Origin of the sequence: Blautia sp. HCP3S3_D9 (assembly GCF_052063845.1) — a bacterium.
Taxonomy (GTDB): Bacteria; Bacillota; Clostridia; order Lachnospirales; family Lachnospiraceae; genus Blautia_A.
Genome location: NZ_JBQHWS010000002.1, coordinates 88,946 through 105,179, shown reverse-complemented (window position 1 = coordinate 105,179; position 16,234 = coordinate 88,946). Strand labels below are relative to the sequence as shown.

Sequence of the window (16,234 nt, the reverse complement as noted above, 5' to 3'; positions counted from 1 at the left end):
ACATTATGAGTTTCAGACGCTTGCTTATCTGGCACAACATCCGGGATGGGTATTCTCCAAAGAACAAATTTACGAAGCAGTTTGGAAGGAGAATCCAAAGCACTGTGGCAGTGCAGTAGTAAATGTGATCAGCCAGCTTAGACGTAAGATTGGAGAGGGCTATATAGAAACTGTAATAAATAGTGGGTATAAGTTCGTAGGATAAAATTAAAATGCCAATCCCAGAGGACAATCTTCTGGGATATTTCTTTTCCAGCAAGTTGCGTTTTGCTTATCTTCTGCATACAGAGTAAGTAGAGCATATTTCAAAAAGTGTACAATTTGGAATATGGAAAAAGAGACGTGAATTATGTACCGAAATGTATGGATAAATCCTTTTGGAATATTCCAGAAGAAATGCCTACATTTTGGAACATTCGCAGAAGGGAGAGCGCAAAATGGCTATATATGGTTATCACAGGACCAGCACCAGGGAGCAGCATCTTGACAGGGGAATTCAGGAGATACGGCAATACTGCAAGGAACACAAAATGGAGTTGAAAAATATCTATACGGATCAGCAGACAGGGAAGAATTTCAACAGACCAAGATACACTGTTCTGGTAGAAGATGTTCTGCGTTCAGGAGATATTTTGATTATTACGGAATTGGATCGATTGGGCAGGAATAAGAAAGATACCATGGAGCAGATCCGACGACTGCAGGGAATGGGCGTGCGGCTGATGGTTCTGGAACTGCCGACTACATTGATGGACATATCAAAAATGGATAACACCATGGCTTGTCTTATGATGGAAACCATCAATAATATGATGCTGGAACTTTATGCTTCTATGGCACAGGCAGAAATTGAGAAAAAAGAAAAGCGCCAGAGAGAAGGCATAGAAATGAAGAAGCTCCGTGGGGAATGGGATGATTATGGAAGACCTGCAGCAATCGGGGAAGATGCGTTTGATGCAGCATTTTCAAAAGTAATTGCCGGAGAGATTACACCGACAGAGCTTCGGAAAGAATTGGGATTATCCCACACGACGTTTTATCGCTACCGAAAAAAATATTTAGAAAAACATCCTGAGATTTTGCAATCACCAGATTAACGTCACTATTACTAAGTATAAAAGATAATTTTTCAGGAGGAATAATAGAATGAGCGAAAAACGAGAAGGTAATCTTTTTTATGACAAGGAAAGTGGACGTTATGATATCCGATTTGGAATGGAATCATATTATGGCGGTCTGCATTGTGGAGAGTGTTTTGAAGTGAAAATTAATGATGTCTGGGTGCCGGTCCGGATTGAAATGGATGAAGACTGGTATCTGGTGGGACTGCCGCTGAAAAGGCTTGATGGATTAACCGTCCGGATGTGAAAGGAGTTTCAGATGGCAGCCGTGCAGAAAAGGAAGTATGAAAAACCAATGATAAAGTTTGTGACAGATATGAATATTATATTGGAATGTCTATATGAGGTGTACGAACAGGAAGAACATCATGTACTTGAAGGGAAGGATATTCAAAAAACGATGATTTTTCCATTCCTGAAGATGTTAGAGAATCAGTGCAATGGAATTACTGTAAGAGAGATACATAAACAATTATGGGAAATCTATATAACGGAACGAACAAAGGAACCGTTTATCAGTAATGCAGAGTCTCTTTTAAAACCGTTGAAACGACCAGAGGAAAATGTGAATGTACTACAATAATAACAGAAAATCATGTGGAAACAGGCCAATGAATAAGCGAATACCGCTAGCGGTTCAAGAGGTCCAGGAACTGGCTGCCCTGTAATGGGTGGCCTTTTTGAATGTGTGGTATGAGAGCAGACGATTTATTGTGATGGTTTATGGCGTTAAAATAAGATTGATAATGAAATATAAATCGGATAAAATAGAGGATATAATAATATGAAGGTGATAAGAAAAATGAGTCTGGTAAATATCGGTCCGGAAACTGAGACAATAGAATACAAGAAAAGTACTGGCGAGATGAAAGAAGCAATGATATCTATAGCTGCAATTCTCAACAAGCATAAAAAAGGTGTTCTGTACTTTGGCGTGAAAAATGATGGTACTGTAATTGGACAGGTAATAACGGATGAGTCGCTGAGAAAGGTAAGCCAGGCAATTGGAAATCACATTACGCCTGCTATTTATCCGGAGATTAAGGCTGTTCGCATCGGAGAAAGGGAATGTATTCAAGTTGATTTTGAGGGAAATCGTCAGCCATATCTTGCGTATAGTATTCCACGTATCCGAGTTGCAGATGAAGATCTGATTATGGAACAGGATATTTATGATGAAATGATACGCAAACGGGATAATGTAAAATATTCGTGGGAAAGACAGGTTTCTGAATATACTCTTCAGGATATAGATAAAAATGCTTTTGATACTTATCTGCAAAAAGCAAAAGATGCAGGAAGAATCAGTTTTGAGGAGACAGATGTAAAAACAGTATTGAATAAATTAGAACTGATTCAGGGTGATCACTTATTAAATGCAGGAGCAGCATTATTTTGTAATTGTGGTATTAATGAACTTCAGATGGCAAAATTTGCAACAAATGAGAGGTTGACATTTACGGATATCCGCAGGTTTACAGGTTCCATTATGGAACTTTCAAAAAAGGCAGAGCAGTATATCATTGATGCAATGGATTGGCGTGTTGAAATCGGAAGTGGATTGTCAAGAAAGGAAATTCCTGAAATACCATTGGATGCGATTCGTGAGGCAATTATTAATTCTTTTGGACATAAAATATTTGATTCTGGGCAGAGTAATGAGGTGGCAATATTTAAAGATCGAATTGAGATTTATAATCCAGGTGCATTTCCGACTGGAGTTTCACCAGAGAAATTTATTGAAGGAAATGAAAGACCAGTCAGAAGAAATCCACTGATTACAAGAACGTTATATTACTCAAAAGATATGGAAAGTTTTGCAACAGGATTGAAGCGTATTTATACTGCTTGCAAAGCGGCAGGATGTAGAGTGGAATTTGGACAGCAGGCATATGGATTTGCGGTGATTTTCTATAGAAGAAATACAAGCACTCAAGATAGCCCCCAGGATAGCACCCAGGATAAACACCAGGATAACACCCAAGATAGTCTGCAGAACAGGATTTTAGAATATTGTAAAGTACCGAGAAGTAAAAAAGAAATTACAGTATACATGGGATATAAGGATGTCAAAAGCTTTGCGAAAAGATACTTGAAGCCGTTATGTGAAGCAGGAGAACTTCAAATGACAATTCCGGATCGTCCATCAAGTAGAAATCAAAAATATGTAACAGTTGAAAAAAAGGAAGAAAAGTAATGTGTGGACGATATTATGTGGATGATGATACAGCCAGAGAAATAGAAAAAGTGGTCCGGGAGGTGGATGAGAAACTGAGAAGAGAGCGCAGGGGTGATATTTATCCCTCTCAGTCTGCAACTGTGATTACCGGAAGGAAACCACATCTTTTGGCAGAAGAAATGTCATGGGGCTTTCCGCAATATCAGAAAAAAGGGCTGCTGATCAATGCAAGAGCAGAAACTGCTCTGGAAAGAAAGTCGTTCCGGGATAGTGTGATGCACAGACGCTGTATCATTCCAGCAAAGCAGTTTTATGAATGGGATCCGGATAAGAATAAAGTTACTTTCCTGAGAGAAAATCAGCCGGTCTTATTCATGGCAGGATTTTACAATCGTTTTCAAGATGAAGATCATTTCATTATCTTAACTACCCAGGCAAATGAATCGGTCAGTCCCGTACATCATCGGATGCCGTTGATTCTGGAAAGATCCGAATTGGAAGATTGGGTATATGAAGATACGTTTTTGGAATTTGCACTGCATAAGACGCCACCACAGCTGGTACGAAGGCAGGACTATGAACAACAGAGTTTATTTTTAACGTAAAAGGAGCCGTCTGAATTTAATCAGGCGGCTCGGTGTTATTTTATGGCATTTTTGGTTAAGCACACAGGAGTTCCTTACGATCCCGAGAATAAAAGTATGCATGATCTGAAAGAATTTCTTCTGGGATGACCGTTGTTTCATTGACTTCCCGAATGATTTCGTTTAATTCCATGCAGTCAGTATCAGAAGCTTTTAATAACAGAACTTCATGTACGCTGCTGGGAATGACAAAAAAATCATCCTGTAATGTTTTCCCGATTTGATTCATGATATCATCATACAATGTACAGATAGCACCGTGTTGTCTTATAGTATTAGAGAGTATGAACAATTCTGATTTCATGACACAATCTCTGTCTGGATCTATAAACTCATTTGAGTTAGGAAAAGCATTTTGCAAAAAATCAGACATAGGTGTGAGTTCAGCCGGAAAGACACGAGGAGTGTTTTTTCTTGCATCTGAGAAGATGGTATTTAGATCTTTTCCCCAGGTCTTCAGATGTTCATTTCGAATCAGAACCGTTGCCATTCTACTATCCTTACAGTCCAAAAGTACATAGAAGACAATTGCCAGATCCAAATATGGAATATGCGGTATGTCTTTTAGCAGGGATTGATTTGCCTTGAAATTGACTAATTTGTAGAGAATCTTTTCCTGAAGTTTTTCATAATCGAGCAGCATTTCTGTGTTCGTAAAGGAAACATCTGCAGCCTGGTGATACAGCTCAACAATATCTTCTGCAATATGAGAAATAGATTTTCCGGCTAGGTAGAATTCATACCATTCGTCCAGATACAAAACAGGGCTTATATTGGATGTATCATTGGAAAATTCAATTCCATGCTTCAAGGTGTTATTGTTCTTAGTCGTTGTGATAGGATTCAGGCTGATATGGGAATCAAGCCTGCTTTCCAGTTCTTTGAGTAATGTTTCTTGAAATTCGTTGTAATTCATAAAAATCTCCCTTCTGGTAAATTATTGGGCAATCATTTTTGTGAATAATTCGTTTGTCCTTCCCTCCTTCCTGCATTTAGGCAAAAAAAGAGAATGGACACAAATGCGTTCATTCTCTAACATGCTGCAGATTCCTGCAAAATAAAAAAGCCAGAAGGCTCTGCACTGTGATGGCAGAGTAATCCTCCTGACTTATATACAAACCTAAACTGCGTGTGAATATCCATTACGGATGACACAAATAATGATTACAGTATTATTTTAACACTATATATAGAAGATGTCAAATAATCAAAAACTATATATTGTGTATACAGGACTTTTATTATATCAATGATAGTAGAAAATATCAGATGATGTGTAGATTCCATATTTTCACTCTTGTAAAAAGAACACCAGTTCGATATAATAATCTAAAAGGAGGCGAACATAAGTTTGAATAAAGTGATTTTTCATATTGATGTGAATTCAGCCTTCCTTTCCTGGGAGGCTGTTTACCGCCTCTACCATTTAGGCGGAAAAGTAGATCTGCGGGATGAAGTAGCAGCTGTCGGTGGAGATATGGCCATGAGGCATGGAATTATCCTGGCGAAATCAATCCCGGCAAAGAAATATAATATCAAAACCGGCGAGAGTATTGTGGAGGCACTTCAAAAGTGTCCGCAGCTTAAATTGGTTCCTCCGAATTATTGTTTGTATGAAAGATGTTCCGCTGCTTTTATGGAGATCCTTCGGCGGTACTCTCCGGATGTTGAGCAATACAGCGTGGATGAGGCATTTGTTGATATGACCGGTACCGAAAGTTTATGGGGAGAACCGGTCACTGCAGCCAACCGCATTTGGAATCAAATCAGGGAAGAATTAGGGTTTACGGTGAATGTAGGGGTATCGGAGAATAAATTGCTGGCGAAAATGGCAAGTGATTTTCAAAAGCCTGATCGGATTCATACCTTATGGAAACATGAGATTGAGATGAAAATGTGGCCACTTCCGGTAACGGACTTGTTCTTTGTCGGGCGAGCTACTGCAAAGAAATTGTTTCATATGGGAATCCATACGATTGGTGAGTTGGCGCAGTCTGATCCGATTATGCTGAAAAGCCATTTGAAAAAGCATGGGGAGGTGATCTGGGCATTTGCGAACGGGATGGATGTTTCTGTGGTTCAGTCAGAAGCTCCGGCAAATAAAGGATATGGGAACAGTACAACGATAGCTTTTGATGTTACAGACGCATCTACAGCAAAGCTGGTTCTCCTTGCTTTGGCAGAGACAGTTGGAACCAGATTGCGGGCGGCAGGCGTCCGTGCAGAGGTAATCGCCGTCGGAATCAAAACATTTGATCTTCAGTATGCAAGCCATCAGATGACCTTGAATAATGCGACCAATATAACGATAGAAATTCATCGTTGTGCATGTCAGCTTTTCGATTCTCTTTGGAATGGGAAAGCGATCCGGCATCTGGGCATTCATACCAGCAGGATTAAGGATCATATGGATATGCGGCAGCTTGATATGTTTGATACAACGGATTATGAAAAGCTGGAGCATATGGATGCAACTGTAGATAAGATTCGGATGCGTTATGGCAGGGATTCCTTAAAACGGGCAGTCTTTGTAGGAAGCAGGATCGATCACATGTCAGGTGGTATCAGTCGGGAAAAACGTACAGTAGATTATAAGAAAGTAAAGGTAGAATAGGAGGTGTCCTTTGATGGGATTTGCAATCGGTATGGAAGAGGAAAAACTTCAGGAGCAAGCAATTCGGGGAGTGCCACATAAGGTTGCGGCAGACTGCTGGTTTACCAGCACCGGTAAAATGATCCCCAGAATGATAAAATATGAGGATACTGAGGGAGCCAGGCATTTACTGAAAGATATTGAAGTGCTAAAATCTGATAAGAAGCATTATGCTGGTATTCTGATGTATCGATATGACTGCAGAGCAGTTGTGAATAATCGGATGCAGAACTTTATCCTGTGTTACCATCCGGACAATAATACGTGGGATATGATATTCCCGGAATAGAAAGAAGGTACAAAAGATGAATCCATTTTTAGATTGCCCTGTGTATGAAACAGAGCATTTTATTATAAGAAAACTGAAGCGAGAAGATGCAGAGGCGTTGTTTTCCTGCTATTCGGATCCGGATGCAGCAAGATTTTTCAATGGAGATTGCTGTGAGGATGATTTTTATTATACAGATTTGGAAAAATTCAAAGAATGTGTAGAATTCTGGCTGGAGCGGTATGAAGTACAGGACTTTGTACGCTGGAGCATTTTTGAAAAGGCAACTGATTATTTGATTGGAACAATAGAAATCTGTCCTTCTTTAAAATATGCAGCAGATGGAAAACGTATGGGGATTTTGAGAATCGATTTAAAATCTGAGTACGAAAGACAGGAAGTGTTAAATGAACTTATGAGTGTCCTAATTGAATATGCTTACGATGTTTTTCAGGTCTCATCGTTGCTCATGAAAATTCAAAAGGATGCCGTAGAAAGGCAGAAATTGATTAAAAGATATCAGTTTGTTACAGCGAAAGATGAATGTAATATTTCTTTTGAGGATTACTATATCAGGTACAAATAGAAAGAGCCGTCCAGATAGGGCGGCTCGTAGTAATTTGATACAAAATATTACAATTCTAAGTTTGCTTTATTTTTCGGATATCATATTGGGGTGGCAGTGTAAGTTCAAGCTCGGTAATGGACCACTCCAACCAGTCACCGTGAATAACAGCACGGGCACTGTATCCTGATATATAAGTATACTCTTTTTCTTCCTCGGTTTGATAAACGTCTTCAAGAACCATCTTATAACTTTTTTCCATTTTCTCATATATTTCCTGATAGTCAGTGGATATGGATGGATCATTGAGCGAATCCCCATAACTGCATAATACATAAACTTTCATAAGGCTTTCCTTTCTTCTGTTTTGGTGTAAATCAGGAGCTTCCCGTCAAGGTCCAACTCCCGGTCTATCCAGTGGTCATTTTCATATACTTGTTTCGTGAGTGTATTGTAGATAATTGGTTCCTTTTCGATATCGTCAAGATCTGCCACCAGACAGTTTTTCCTGGCAATATAGGGATATAAGGCTGCCTCTACTTTTTTCCGTAGTTCTAAAGCCATCAGATGTATAAGAGTGACATCATAGGTCTGTGACATACAGTGGTTAATCTGTTTGATCATTCCCGAATCCTGAATTGTCTGGTTAACTACATCTGCTTGCTCGTCCATTGACACGTCAGGATTGATCAGTAACTGACCGGCTACAATTGATTTGACAAAGGCAGTGGCTGTCTGATTCACCTGTGCAATTAATTCTTCGTAAGGAGCTTTATAATAGGTCTTCAGGATATCCAAAGGGACACTCTCACGGTTCTGCTTTAGTTTGGAAAGCAGCTTTTCCAGGCTGCTTCCCAGTTCATAAGTAGTCAAGCACACATCACCTCAGTTTCATTCGGTACGATTTCATATTTTAGGGTGTACCGGGTGTTACGGGTTTCGAAAACAATGCAGTTTCCGGATACTTCCAGAATACGTTCCACAGCAGTCGTCATGAAAGTATGTGTGTGAGTAGAAATCCATGCACGTTCCCCGATTCGAAGAGGCAGGAATAGGGTTCCAGTTACGGTAATTGCCTTTTTTTCAATGTTGCTTATTGGTCTGATATTCGTTCTTTTCATGGTGATCACACTCCTTTTTAACAAAATTCTTTCTCTAATGTTTTTGCCACTAACCTTGCACATCCCATTTCCATCTCAGTAAGAGGAGTTTTGGATAAAACTGCCAGAGTAAGAGGCATTTCCTTGTCATTGCGGATTGGAAACAGAGCTGCTACGGGTTCCCGATGATGGGAAAGCATATAAAGAGGCTGACTGATATCCAAAACTGACTCATTTCCGGAGGCGATATAAGGCTCCAGTTTTTCCGGAAGGGAAGTGCCTTCTGGGAGATATATCCCTGTTGCTGCAATGACATACTGGTCTGTGCAGATAAAGGCTCCGTGCTTGATTGAGCTGTATAGAATGGAAAGAATGCTCTGGAGTTGTATAGTATCCTGCTGAGGCTCCCGACATTTCCGAATCCGGATTTCCTGATTGGATAATTCAACTTCAAGGGGATTTCCATTCTCTAATTTTAAAAGTCTGCGCAGTTTCGCAGGAATAACGATGCGTCCCTGCGAATCTATGGTGCAGATGTCTGAGTATTTCATAAAATCACCTTTCTTTCTAAAAGAAAAGAAGCAGCAAATGCCGCTTCCATTCCATAAACTTTATGCGGCATAAGGCGATGCCTGTGCCGGGCTTTGATATTGTCCGTTTTGTTGGATTCTTTGAGACTGTTGTTCTGCATAAGCACGCTTTCCATTTGAAATAAGGGAAGGTGCCATACAGGATTCCCAGTTGGTAATGTAAGAATCCGTGCGTTTTAGTAACGTATACAGGTCCATATCCGTTAGCTGGATAAAGGCGTTCTTTTCTAAAATAAAACTCCCGGATTTCATATAAGATCCGCCATTTTGATTTTTGACCTTGATGCCTTTGCCATTTACGATCTGAATCCGCCAGGGGCTTTTCATTATCCGCCCGTTCTGGTCATTTACATGCCGGGAAATAGAAAATTGCTGTGCAATGGAGTAGCCTTGTGCATCAGGGTTTCCGTATATTTTGCTCAGCGACCATTCATATTCTTGAAAGCCTGCGGTGATCCTGGTTAAGAAAAACTGGATCTGTTCCGGTGCCAGATTGAATTGGACGATGATATTTTTGTTTCCCGTGCCATTAGAATAATCCTGGATAGTGATCCCAATCAGGGAGTTGACATTATGACCGTTTTCCTGATACTCGCCTTTGGCATGTATCTGAGCATAACTGGTCAGTGGTACATACCTAAGCCTGTCATAAACAGCAATGAGTTTTCGATCCGTTTGTAGTTTATAGATCTGCTCGGAGATCCGTGATGGTTGATTCTGATTCATAGCTTTTCCCTTCTTTCTACTTCAGGTATTGTTTCACTAACAGCGTCATGTTTTTTGGTAAGTCTTCCAGCTTTGTAATATCCAGAAAGCCATCCTGATAGATCCGCTTGATATTTTCCTTATCATCTCCGATCGCTGCAGCAAAGAGCTTGATCCCTTTTTTGGAATACTCCTTTTTAATGCCACGCAGGTCGGCTTCTGCTTCAGTGCCGTAATAGCCGGTATCTGCAGGCTGTCCGTCAGAAATGATGATCAGAAGTTTCTGCTTTTCCGGACGTTTTGCCAGATGCTCTGCCACAAAGCGGAGAGCAGCACCATCACGATTTCCGCCTCTTGCTGACATATCCATGAGCCGGTAGCGGTCTGATGTGTCGATCGAATCAAATTCTGCATAGGAATAAAGTTCTACGCCGCTGCCACCAGTTGAATGGCCATATATAGTAATGGGCACCTGAAGGCTCTGGCAGAAATCATAAAGTACAATGGCCGTCTTTTTCGCATGTGTTATCCGATCTCCCCAGCTCATTGATCCACTCTCGTCTACCAAAAGTCCTACTGCAAGTTTCTGCTCTTCAGAAGGAAGCCTGGTCCTGGTGAAAAAGGTTCCATCTTCGTGGTGCATTGCACGTGTATCCAGACGTTTTCCAAATTGCAGGTTCTTTAATTTACCGCCCTCACTTTCTTCTTTTAAAAGCGGTGCGATAGACTTCTGCAGGCGTTTGGATGCCCGGATAAGCATTGGTGCTACAGCCTGATATGACTGTTTTAAAGAATCCGGTACATATGTCATTCGGTTGATCGTAACATGAACTCCGGTATGAGCATTCCCATAATGGATATCGTTTGCTGCCTTCTGTAGTTCTTCGGTCATTTCCTGTTGATATTGTGTTTCTGCTTTCTCAGTAGCGATGCCACTCAGGATCCGGAACAGGTCGTTGGCAGACTTTTCATAACCGGTGCCAAGGTACTGGTGATTATAAGTAATTCCTGGATTATTTTGGTCAAGGATGGTATTCGTTTTCGCAAGTGCGATCCGGTTTCCTTCTTCGGCTACAACATCCTGGGCAGCCTGCGTACTTTCCTGACGCATGGCAGGAGGAGTACACGGTAAGGGATTTGCTTTCTGTTCTTTTTTCCCTTCTTCTGCCTGCTTTGGCATAGTACCGCCTTTGCCGGAAGGCAATGGGGTGGCACCATGGATCTGCTTACCCAGAAGTTCCTCTAGCATCTGGCTTGCATCCGATGCAGAATGCTGCTCCATTCTTTCTTTTGTCTCTTCAATCAGAGGCTTGATGTATTCCCATAGAATAGCCACAATATGATTAGAAGCGTGAAAACGGTCCTTTGCTTCATCTGAATAAATGGCATCATCTACATATGGCATGCAGTCTTCCAGATAATCCAGATAAGGACCTTTATAACCGGACAGGTTATTGATGGTTCCCGCCCTGCAGTATTGAAGCAGAAGATTTGCCATAATTGCAAAATCAGAATACTTCTTTTCAATCTGACTCTGGATTGAAGGCATCTGTTCACACATCCGCAGGTTATTCAGTTCAATGCCCCGGCGGAAAGTGCCCGGATGAGAAGTGCACATTCGTGCCTCTATATAGATGTCTTCCAGAATATTATTGATATGAGAGGCACAGGATGCCAGAGTCAGGCAGGTCGCCTTATCCTTGCTATCCATAGCCTCCAGTATTTCTTCACAATTTGTCTGATAGGATAATTCCGTAAAGGAAGGATTGGATGGGTAGAAAGCTCCTTTTTCCATGCTGCCAAGATATAGTCCCAAGGCTGTAAAATCTGAGAACAGCAGGTGGGCAGTCTCATGCCCATTGAATCCGACAAGGCTTTCGGAACGGAGATACCGGGAAGGAAAACTCTGGGTGATTTCATTGGCAGCATTGATATGGATTTTATAGTTATCCGTATGTGCAATGCCTGCATCTGCCTGGGCATCCCATTCCATCAGAGTCTGAAGCCCCTGACGATAGCGGCCGGTAGCCGCTTTCGCCATAGAGGTCAGGTATTTTTGGTAAGCAGATGAAGTGAACAGTTCCTCGTCACTAATTGTAAGTTCCTGATCACGTATCATCTGTTTTAATTTTTTCTGGTTGCTATTCAATTCTTATTCATCCTTTCTTTTTAAAATAATTTTTCAGTCAAAAGCTCTTCCATGGTGTATCCGAAATAGACTGCCAGATGGTAGACCACAAATACGGGTGGAAAGCCTCCTCCTAATTCATACTTACGGTAAGATTTTGTTGGAATATGCAGAATCCTTGCCAGGGTTTTCTGGGAAAGATTCCAGCGTGGTAGTTTCCGCAGATAATGGATATTTGCGGAGAAAATATCCAGCATATCTTCTTCTGTAATTTTTAAATTGTTATAAGGTTTTCTCTGTGTCAATGTACCAACCCTCCTATGCTGCAAGAATAGAATCCAGACAGCCGGTTTCCACTTCCGAACGGCTTTCTGCATCTGCAGATACCGAAGAGAGGATCGTGTAATGTGCCGCTTCCCGGACATCACCACAGACCATATAGGACTGCACCCAGGAAATCAGTTCACGTACACCGCAGCATCCGTCTGTGATTAGATTCTCACTGCAATATTCAGAAACTGCCTTGATAATCTGTGCCATAGTGCGAACCGTTTTTTTATCTGTGCATCCGGTAATCCCAAGAACACGCTGTACCAGTGTTTCTTCATCCGGCTCCTCAAGATCGATCACAAGATTCATTCTGGAAATGACAGACTGGTTCATCTGTTTACAGCCAGCATAATCATTGTTGGTTGTAACAACGATGGTCGTATCCGGATGACGTTTGATCACTTCCCCGTTTGGCAAAAAAACACTGTTGCACCTGTCAAGAAGGGAATTAAGTCCTACCAAAACACCGGGGTTTGCAATGACTGTCGGCTCCTGAATTTCGACCAAATAGCCGTGACGTATTGCTTCCACAAGAGGGGTGTCCACATATTTGAACTTCTGATGGGAAGATTGGTTCTTATAATTCTCATGCATCTCATCAATGATTGTGTCGATGAGCTGTTTGTATACCACATCCTCAGTTACTTCTTCATCATAAATGCCGGTCAGCTTCTGATAAGCGGTTGCCGGGTCTAGCATGATATCCTGGAAAGATGGATATTCATTCTGAAGACTGGATAATTTTCCATCCACATCCGGAAGGATCTGACCGAGCAGATCAAAGATCTCTGTATTGGCAGAGCAGGTAATGCACCGGTAGGGCAGATGTAAGCCAGCAGCAATCGCCTTGGCACCTTCTGTTTTTCCGGTTCCTGCAGGACCCCGCAGAAGAAAATTCCTCATAGGTGAAACAGTATTCGTTGTCAATTTTGCATGTTCACAGATCCGCTTGATCTCTGGCGGTATGATATACCATGGTTCCAGCGTTGGAACAGTAAGTTCTTCCTGGGGAGTGAGTATCCGTGATTCAGATAAGACGTATTTACTGATAAAGTCTTCTTTGGCAATGGATTCCGTGTTCCTTTTTGTGGTGGAACCGGGAATCAGCACTTGAAAAGTACCAAAGAGCGTATTTGTAGGAGCGTAAGTACCCTGCTGTACTGCGAATGGTTTTAGCTTTGGAATAGCACCATTGGCAGGAGTATCATTGGGAATCCCGCCGGTAGAAAGAGAAGTTCCGTATCGTAATCTGCGATAGATATTATCACAAAGGACGGCTGCAGTTTTCACGGCTTCTTCCATATCCGTATAACCATTGTCACGGTGCTTTTTCAACTCCTGATAATATTCGTTAAACTCATCATCCTGCATAATGGTAGGGAGAAGTGCAAACAAAAGTGCAGCTCCGCTGTTCTTATCTTCCTTCAAAAGATATTGGTCGGCTGTTGTTTCGGAATCTATTGGTTTGGGATAAATACCTGCAATGAATTTTCCGTTTGTCCGATTATAGATCACTACATGCAGATCTCCGGTCTTGCTTGGATATTCTGCTATTGTATAATTATTTCCTTGGCTTCCAATTGCCCCAAGTTCTTCAGAAGCGGTTCCGCCGGGTGGAGTTTCCAGTTCCATGTATGCAAGAATAGCCCGGAGCGTGGACGCATGAAGTGTCGAACGTTTTTGAGGCTGTGTGCAGTATTTGGAATAGACATCCTTCCTGATGGGATCATCCGTATAATCTTCAAAAGGTTCTGGGAGTTTTCGCTTGAAAGACCAGTTACTGATCAGGTTTCCATTTGGCATAGTAGTTCTCCTCCTTTTTACATCCAGGATAATTCCAGGGTGCCTTCGTTTTCTTTTGCATTCAGCTCATCACGAATAAAAATATCTGTGAGAGCTGCCCAGTAGTTTTGGGGCGGAAAATGCTCGAAAGTACCTTTGATTTCCATGGAATCTCCATTTTTGATAAATATTTCTCCATTTTCGCTGATAAATAATTGTTGATGTCCTCTTGCCTGCAGATCGCCAATCAGATTGGAGAGTAATGGCTTGCCAATTAGGGTATACCAAGACTGGGGATCCACCTGACCGATGGAATCAGTGCCTGTTGGTTCTGCCTTTGGCTTTAATGATTCTATCGTCATCATAGAAAGTACCAGTTCTCCATACCGGTCCAGCCGGACTTCAGCAAAATTATATTCTTTCGTATGGAAGGAACGAATACGCAGGGCGTTTCCATTCAGAAGATTGTCTACATTTGGTTCTTTAGTAAATTCCCATGTGGCATCCGGATAAGCGGACTTCAGTTTCCCTGTAATCTGGTAACTGATCTGTCTCCAGAGCAGAGTTTCCATATCGGTGATACTGTCTGGATTCCCAGAGGAATATGCTGACTTTCGTTTGAGTGCCGGAGATGGGATGCGGGGAAGATGCGGGACAATCAGGAAGAGGAGACTTCCTAAAATACCTGCAAGTGCAATGCCCGCAATCACTGAGCGGTTTATATTATCCGGTACAAACAGTAATGACAGAAACAAAACGAGAACAACAGATTTTAATATTTTTAAACTTTTACTTTTTTTCCTTCGTACTTTCATTGTATGATTCCTTTCCTGTAAACAAAAAAAGAGGAACCGCCATGCCCGATGGGTAAGCAATTCCTCAACCTGTTATTTCTTTTGAGTTATCCGTTAAACGGAAGTTGGTCAGCCATGCCTTCTGGGATTCCCCGAAAACCGTCTCCGGTAAATCCACCTTGCTGTCCATATGCCATGTTCTGTTGTGGATAATAGCTCTGCTGGTACATGTTGTTTCCAATCGGTCCAGAAGGTGGAACTGCATAAGAGTTGCCCTGTGTTCTGGCGCCTGCGGTGTTTGGTATACCTGCATTTTGATTTCCAGCACCATTCATGTAGCCGCCTCCCTGAGCAGCGCGATTTTGATAACTGCCACTTCCTGGGGTAGCCGCACCTCCGTTGTTGTTATTAGGCATGCTATTGCCATTTTGATGATTTCCAGAATTTCCGTTATTCTCATTTTCCGGTTTGTTGGAAAGACAAAACTGCCAGTCCTTGACATTAATTTTGGCTCCAACTCCTGGCTGCCCAGCCTTCTGTCCCTGCTGATAGAGAAATGGATGGATTTCCAGATCTCCATAGACATAGATACAGGTTCCGGATTTTACACCGGCTTTGATCAGACGCTCTGCCAGGAACTTGTTAAAATAGCATTGATAGAACATGGACTCGTATCCATTCTGACCATTTTGTGTGTTCTGGCTCCTCTGAGAGGAAGCAAGATCCAGACTGATATACTCAGATCCGTTGTTCTTTCCTTGCTGCATGGCGGGATCCTTTGTTACCCTTCCCATAACATGAATAATTGCTGACATAAAAATTCTCCTTTCTGCCTCTTTGGGCTTTAAAATAATAAAAATGAATAAAAGAATAGGAAACCTGTGTCTCAGATTTCCCATAAATAAAAAAAGAGCCATTAAGTGACCGCATAATACGGCTATCCTAATGACTCTAATTTCCAACATAAACTTACGTGTGCTCTGGAAGAATGGTCCAGACTCCCTGTGGAGGATAACACAAAAATTCAAGTACAGTATTATAGTAGCACTATATTTAGATAATGTCAATGTGAACAATGCTATATATAGATGAATTGCGAGAAGCAGATATAGAATATTGAACTATGAAAAAGTGAAAAAATATAGTAAAATAAAACATAAAGATTGGTTATAGAAGGAGAATTCTTTGATGGTTGATGTATTGGAATTCTTTGAATAATAAGCTGAGAAAAAGTATGTATAATTATATTGCATCTAAAGTGAAAAGGAATTTTGAATGCAAAAACATATTGTTTGAATTGCGATGAGCATGTGATATACTGTTCTTAACTTTTGGTTTTAATTTTAAGGAAAAGAGAAGTTGTAATAGAAATTAT

At 41.2% G+C, this 16,234-nt stretch carries 20 protein-coding genes and 1 pseudogene; 10 read left to right on the top strand and 11 right to left on the bottom strand.

The genetic code is table 11. The features are described 5' to 3' along the window. From ACTNES_RS01345 to ACTNES_RS01315, 7 genes and pseudogenes are all read left to right on the top strand, one after another. On the top strand, nt 1-205 hold a 205-nt coding region (locus tag ACTNES_RS01345), incomplete at its 5' end, for a winged helix-turn-helix domain-containing protein (RefSeq protein ID WP_441038351.1). Between the two features lie 232 nt (nt 206-437). Next, nucleotides 438-1,097 carry a recombinase family protein gene (locus tag ACTNES_RS01340; RefSeq protein WP_427761414.1) on the top strand — a complete coding sequence of 220 codons (660 nt, stop codon included), beginning with the start codon at nt 438-440 and terminating at the stop codon, nt 1,095-1,097. 49 nt (nt 1,098-1,146) lie between these two features. Beyond that, entirely contained in the window at nt 1,147-1,368 is a 222-nt protein-coding gene (locus ACTNES_RS01335; protein WP_154322120.1) for a DUF5348 domain-containing protein, read from the top strand. A gap of 12 nt (nt 1,369-1,380) precedes the next feature. Then, nucleotides 1,381-1,704, top strand: coding sequence for a hypothetical protein (locus ACTNES_RS01330; RefSeq protein ID WP_441038349.1), 324 nt, complete (start codon nt 1,381-1,383; stop codon nt 1,702-1,704). A 201-nt stretch (nt 1,705-1,905) separates the two neighbouring features. Beyond that, nucleotides 1,906-2,214 (top strand): annotated as a pseudogene (locus ACTNES_RS01325) (AlbA family DNA-binding domain-containing protein); the annotation flags it as partial. Between the two features lie 63 nt (nt 2,215-2,277). Beyond that, nucleotides 2,278-3,318 carry an ATP-binding protein gene (locus ACTNES_RS01320; protein WP_441038356.1) on the top strand — a complete coding sequence of 347 codons (1,041 nt, stop codon included), beginning with the start codon at nt 2,278-2,280 and terminating at the stop codon, nt 3,316-3,318. Next, nucleotides 3,318-3,905 (top strand): SOS response-associated peptidase, encoded by a 588-nt coding sequence (locus tag ACTNES_RS01315; RefSeq protein ID WP_427761410.1) that lies wholly within the window; start codon nt 3,318-3,320, stop codon nt 3,903-3,905. The genes ACTNES_RS01320 and ACTNES_RS01315 overlap by 1 nt, the downstream gene beginning before the upstream one ends. A 55-nt stretch (nt 3,906-3,960) precedes the next feature. On the opposite strand, the gene ACTNES_RS01310 is transcribed toward ACTNES_RS01315, so the two are convergent. Continuing rightward, on the bottom strand, nt 3,961-4,860 hold the full coding sequence (locus ACTNES_RS01310; protein ID WP_427761409.1) for a DUF5688 family protein: 900 nt from the start codon (nt 4,858-4,860) through the stop codon (nt 3,961-3,963). A gap of 429 nt (nt 4,861-5,289) precedes the next feature. Here ACTNES_RS01310 and ACTNES_RS01305 point away from each other — a divergent pair, with 429 nt between their 5' ends. The 3 genes from ACTNES_RS01305 to ACTNES_RS01295 are packed head-to-tail and all read left to right on the top strand — an operon-like array spanning nt 5,290 to nt 7,451. Next, nucleotides 5,290-6,558 (top strand): DNA polymerase Y family protein, encoded by a 1,269-nt coding sequence (locus ACTNES_RS01305; RefSeq protein WP_441038355.1) that lies wholly within the window; start codon nt 5,290-5,292, stop codon nt 6,556-6,558. Nucleotides 6,559-6,571: 13 nt separating this feature from the next. Beyond that, nucleotides 6,572-6,886: a hypothetical protein gene (locus ACTNES_RS01300; RefSeq protein WP_235251124.1), complete on the top strand. Its 315-nt coding sequence runs from the start codon at nt 6,572-6,574 to the stop codon at nt 6,884-6,886. A 16-nt stretch (nt 6,887-6,902) separates the two neighbouring features. Beyond that, entirely contained in the window at nt 6,903-7,451 is a 549-nt protein-coding gene (locus tag ACTNES_RS01295) for a GNAT family N-acetyltransferase (RefSeq protein ID WP_441038346.1), read from the top strand. Nucleotides 7,452-7,506: 55 nt separating this feature from the next. Here the strand turns inward: ACTNES_RS01295 and ACTNES_RS01290 are convergent, their stop codons facing one another. The 10 genes from ACTNES_RS01290 to ACTNES_RS01245 all read right to left on the bottom strand — a co-directional run bounded on the left by ACTNES_RS01290 (nt 7,507) and on the right by ACTNES_RS01245 (nt 15,674). Beyond that, nucleotides 7,507-7,776 carry a hypothetical protein gene (locus tag ACTNES_RS01290; RefSeq protein WP_441038345.1) on the bottom strand — a complete coding sequence of 90 codons (270 nt, stop codon included), beginning with the start codon at nt 7,774-7,776 and terminating at the stop codon, nt 7,507-7,509. Next, nucleotides 7,773-8,309, bottom strand: coding sequence for a hypothetical protein (locus ACTNES_RS01285; RefSeq protein WP_441038344.1), 537 nt, complete (start codon nt 8,307-8,309; stop codon nt 7,773-7,775). The genes ACTNES_RS01290 and ACTNES_RS01285 overlap by 4 nt, the downstream gene beginning before the upstream one ends. After that, nucleotides 8,300-8,551 (bottom strand): hypothetical protein, encoded by a 252-nt coding sequence (locus ACTNES_RS01280; RefSeq protein ID WP_441038342.1) that lies wholly within the window; start codon nt 8,549-8,551, stop codon nt 8,300-8,302. Before ACTNES_RS01280 ends, ACTNES_RS01285 begins: the two co-directional genes overlap by 10 nt. A gap of 17 nt (nt 8,552-8,568) precedes the next feature. Next, the gene (locus ACTNES_RS01275; protein WP_441038341.1) at nt 8,569-9,081 is read right to left on the bottom strand and encodes an AbrB/MazE/SpoVT family DNA-binding domain-containing protein; all 513 of its coding nucleotides are present in this window, start codon (nt 9,079-9,081) and stop codon (nt 8,569-8,571) included. Between the two features lie 60 nt (nt 9,082-9,141). Continuing rightward, nucleotides 9,142-9,846 (bottom strand): hypothetical protein, encoded by a 705-nt coding sequence (locus tag ACTNES_RS01270; protein ID WP_427819358.1) that lies wholly within the window; start codon nt 9,844-9,846, stop codon nt 9,142-9,144. A gap of 16 nt (nt 9,847-9,862) precedes the next feature. Beyond that, on the bottom strand, nt 9,863-11,974 hold the full coding sequence (locus ACTNES_RS01265; protein ID WP_427761399.1) for a vWA domain-containing protein: 2,112 nt from the start codon (nt 11,972-11,974) through the stop codon (nt 9,863-9,865). Nucleotides 11,975-11,994: 20 nt separating this feature from the next. Beyond that, nucleotides 11,995-12,258, bottom strand: a complete 264-nt coding sequence (locus tag ACTNES_RS01260) for a helix-turn-helix domain-containing protein (RefSeq protein WP_235251101.1) — start codon at nt 12,256-12,258, stop codon at nt 11,995-11,997. A 13-nt stretch (nt 12,259-12,271) separates the two neighbouring features. Continuing rightward, nucleotides 12,272-14,086 (bottom strand): AAA family ATPase, encoded by a 1,815-nt coding sequence (locus ACTNES_RS01255; protein ID WP_427761398.1) that lies wholly within the window; start codon nt 14,084-14,086, stop codon nt 12,272-12,274. 17 nt (nt 14,087-14,103) lie between these two features. Next, nucleotides 14,104-14,880, bottom strand: coding sequence for a hypothetical protein (locus tag ACTNES_RS01250; protein ID WP_427819361.1), 777 nt, complete (start codon nt 14,878-14,880; stop codon nt 14,104-14,106). Between the two features lie 86 nt (nt 14,881-14,966). Then, nucleotides 14,967-15,674, bottom strand: coding sequence for a single-stranded DNA-binding protein (locus ACTNES_RS01245; RefSeq protein WP_441038338.1), 708 nt, complete (start codon nt 15,672-15,674; stop codon nt 14,967-14,969). Nucleotides 15,675-16,234: the final 560 nt, after the last annotated feature.

Coding starts and splice junctions, on each gene's coding strand:
- ACTNES_RS01340 (WP_427761414.1), top strand. CDS start 438: ATGGCTATATATGGTTATCACAGGACCAGCACCAGGGAGCAGCATCTT.
- ACTNES_RS01335 (WP_154322120.1), top strand. CDS start 1,147: ATGAGCGAAAAACGAGAAGGTAATCTTTTTTATGACAAGGAAAGTGGA.
- ACTNES_RS01330 (WP_441038349.1), top strand. CDS start 1,381: ATGGCAGCCGTGCAGAAAAGGAAGTATGAAAAACCAATGATAAAGTTT.
- ACTNES_RS01320 (WP_441038356.1), top strand. CDS start 2,278: ATGGAACAGGATATTTATGATGAAATGATACGCAAACGGGATAATGTA.
- ACTNES_RS01315 (WP_427761410.1), top strand. CDS start 3,318: ATGTGTGGACGATATTATGTGGATGATGATACAGCCAGAGAAATAGAA.
- ACTNES_RS01310 (WP_427761409.1), bottom strand. CDS start 4,860: ATGAATTACAACGAATTTCAAGAAACATTACTCAAAGAACTGGAAAGC.
- ACTNES_RS01300 (WP_235251124.1), top strand. CDS start 6,572: ATGGGATTTGCAATCGGTATGGAAGAGGAAAAACTTCAGGAGCAAGCA.
- ACTNES_RS01295 (WP_441038346.1), top strand. CDS start 6,903: ATGAATCCATTTTTAGATTGCCCTGTGTATGAAACAGAGCATTTTATT.
- ACTNES_RS01290 (WP_441038345.1), bottom strand. CDS start 7,776: ATGAAAGTTTATGTATTATGCAGTTATGGGGATTCGCTCAATGATCCA.
- ACTNES_RS01280 (WP_441038342.1), bottom strand. CDS start 8,551: ATGAAAAGAACGAATATCAGACCAATAAGCAACATTGAAAAAAAGGCA.
- ACTNES_RS01275 (WP_441038341.1), bottom strand. CDS start 9,081: ATGAAATACTCAGACATCTGCACCATAGATTCGCAGGGACGCATCGTT.
- ACTNES_RS01270 (WP_427819358.1), bottom strand. CDS start 9,846: ATGAATCAGAATCAACCATCACGGATCTCCGAGCAGATCTATAAACTA.
- ACTNES_RS01255 (WP_427761398.1), bottom strand. CDS start 14,086: ATGCCAAATGGAAACCTGATCAGTAACTGGTCTTTCAAGCGAAAACTC.
- ACTNES_RS01250 (WP_427819361.1), bottom strand. CDS start 14,880: ATGAAAGTACGAAGGAAAAAAAGTAAAAGTTTAAAAATATTAAAATCT.
- ACTNES_RS01245 (WP_441038338.1), bottom strand. CDS start 15,674: ATGTCAGCAATTATTCATGTTATGGGAAGGGTAACAAAGGATCCCGCC.